This is a genomic window from Xanthomonas albilineans, from assembly GCF_002939705.1.
In the GTDB taxonomy this organism is placed as follows: domain Bacteria; phylum Pseudomonadota; class Gammaproteobacteria; order Xanthomonadales; family Xanthomonadaceae; genus Xanthomonas_A; species Xanthomonas_A albilineans.
Genome location: NZ_MDCB01000110.1, coordinates 1 through 393, shown reverse-complemented (window position 1 = coordinate 393; position 393 = coordinate 1). Strand labels below are relative to the sequence as shown.

Below are 393 nucleotides of genomic sequence, written 5' to 3'. Positions count from 1 at the left end.
GCCATCCCGATCATGCGTTGAACCAAAGCATCCGCGCGCAGGTCGAGAGGCTGCATACGCGCAATGGGATATGCCCGACGAACAAGACGCTCGATCACCTGACCGCCAGCGTGGCATTGAATGCGCGGGAAAGTGGGTTGGCGCGCGTGGATCAATTGCACTTCAACGCCGATAAAAGCGCCATTTTGGCCGAGAGAAAAAGTGACGGCTTCGACTTCCTGCCCCGGTTCAGCAGCACGAACATCCAGCAAGCGATGCAGACTCCCCCCGAGCAGGCGTATCAACAGATGGCAGCTGAAACGCAACGTCAGGCGGATGCGCAGCAGATGATCCAACAGCAAATGGCGCAGTCCCGACAGGGGCCATCGCAAGGACGTTAACTGAAATTGACAA

Annotated in this window: 1 protein-coding gene; it reads left to right on the top strand. The window is 57.5% G+C overall.

The window, feature by feature from the left end; all coding sequences use genetic code 11:
* Nucleotides 1-380 (top strand): XVIPCD domain-containing protein (locus XalbCFBP2523_RS15980; RefSeq protein WP_211286589.1); only part of this gene is annotated, 380 nt, incomplete at its 5' end.
* Nucleotides 381-393 lie beyond the last annotated feature (13 nt).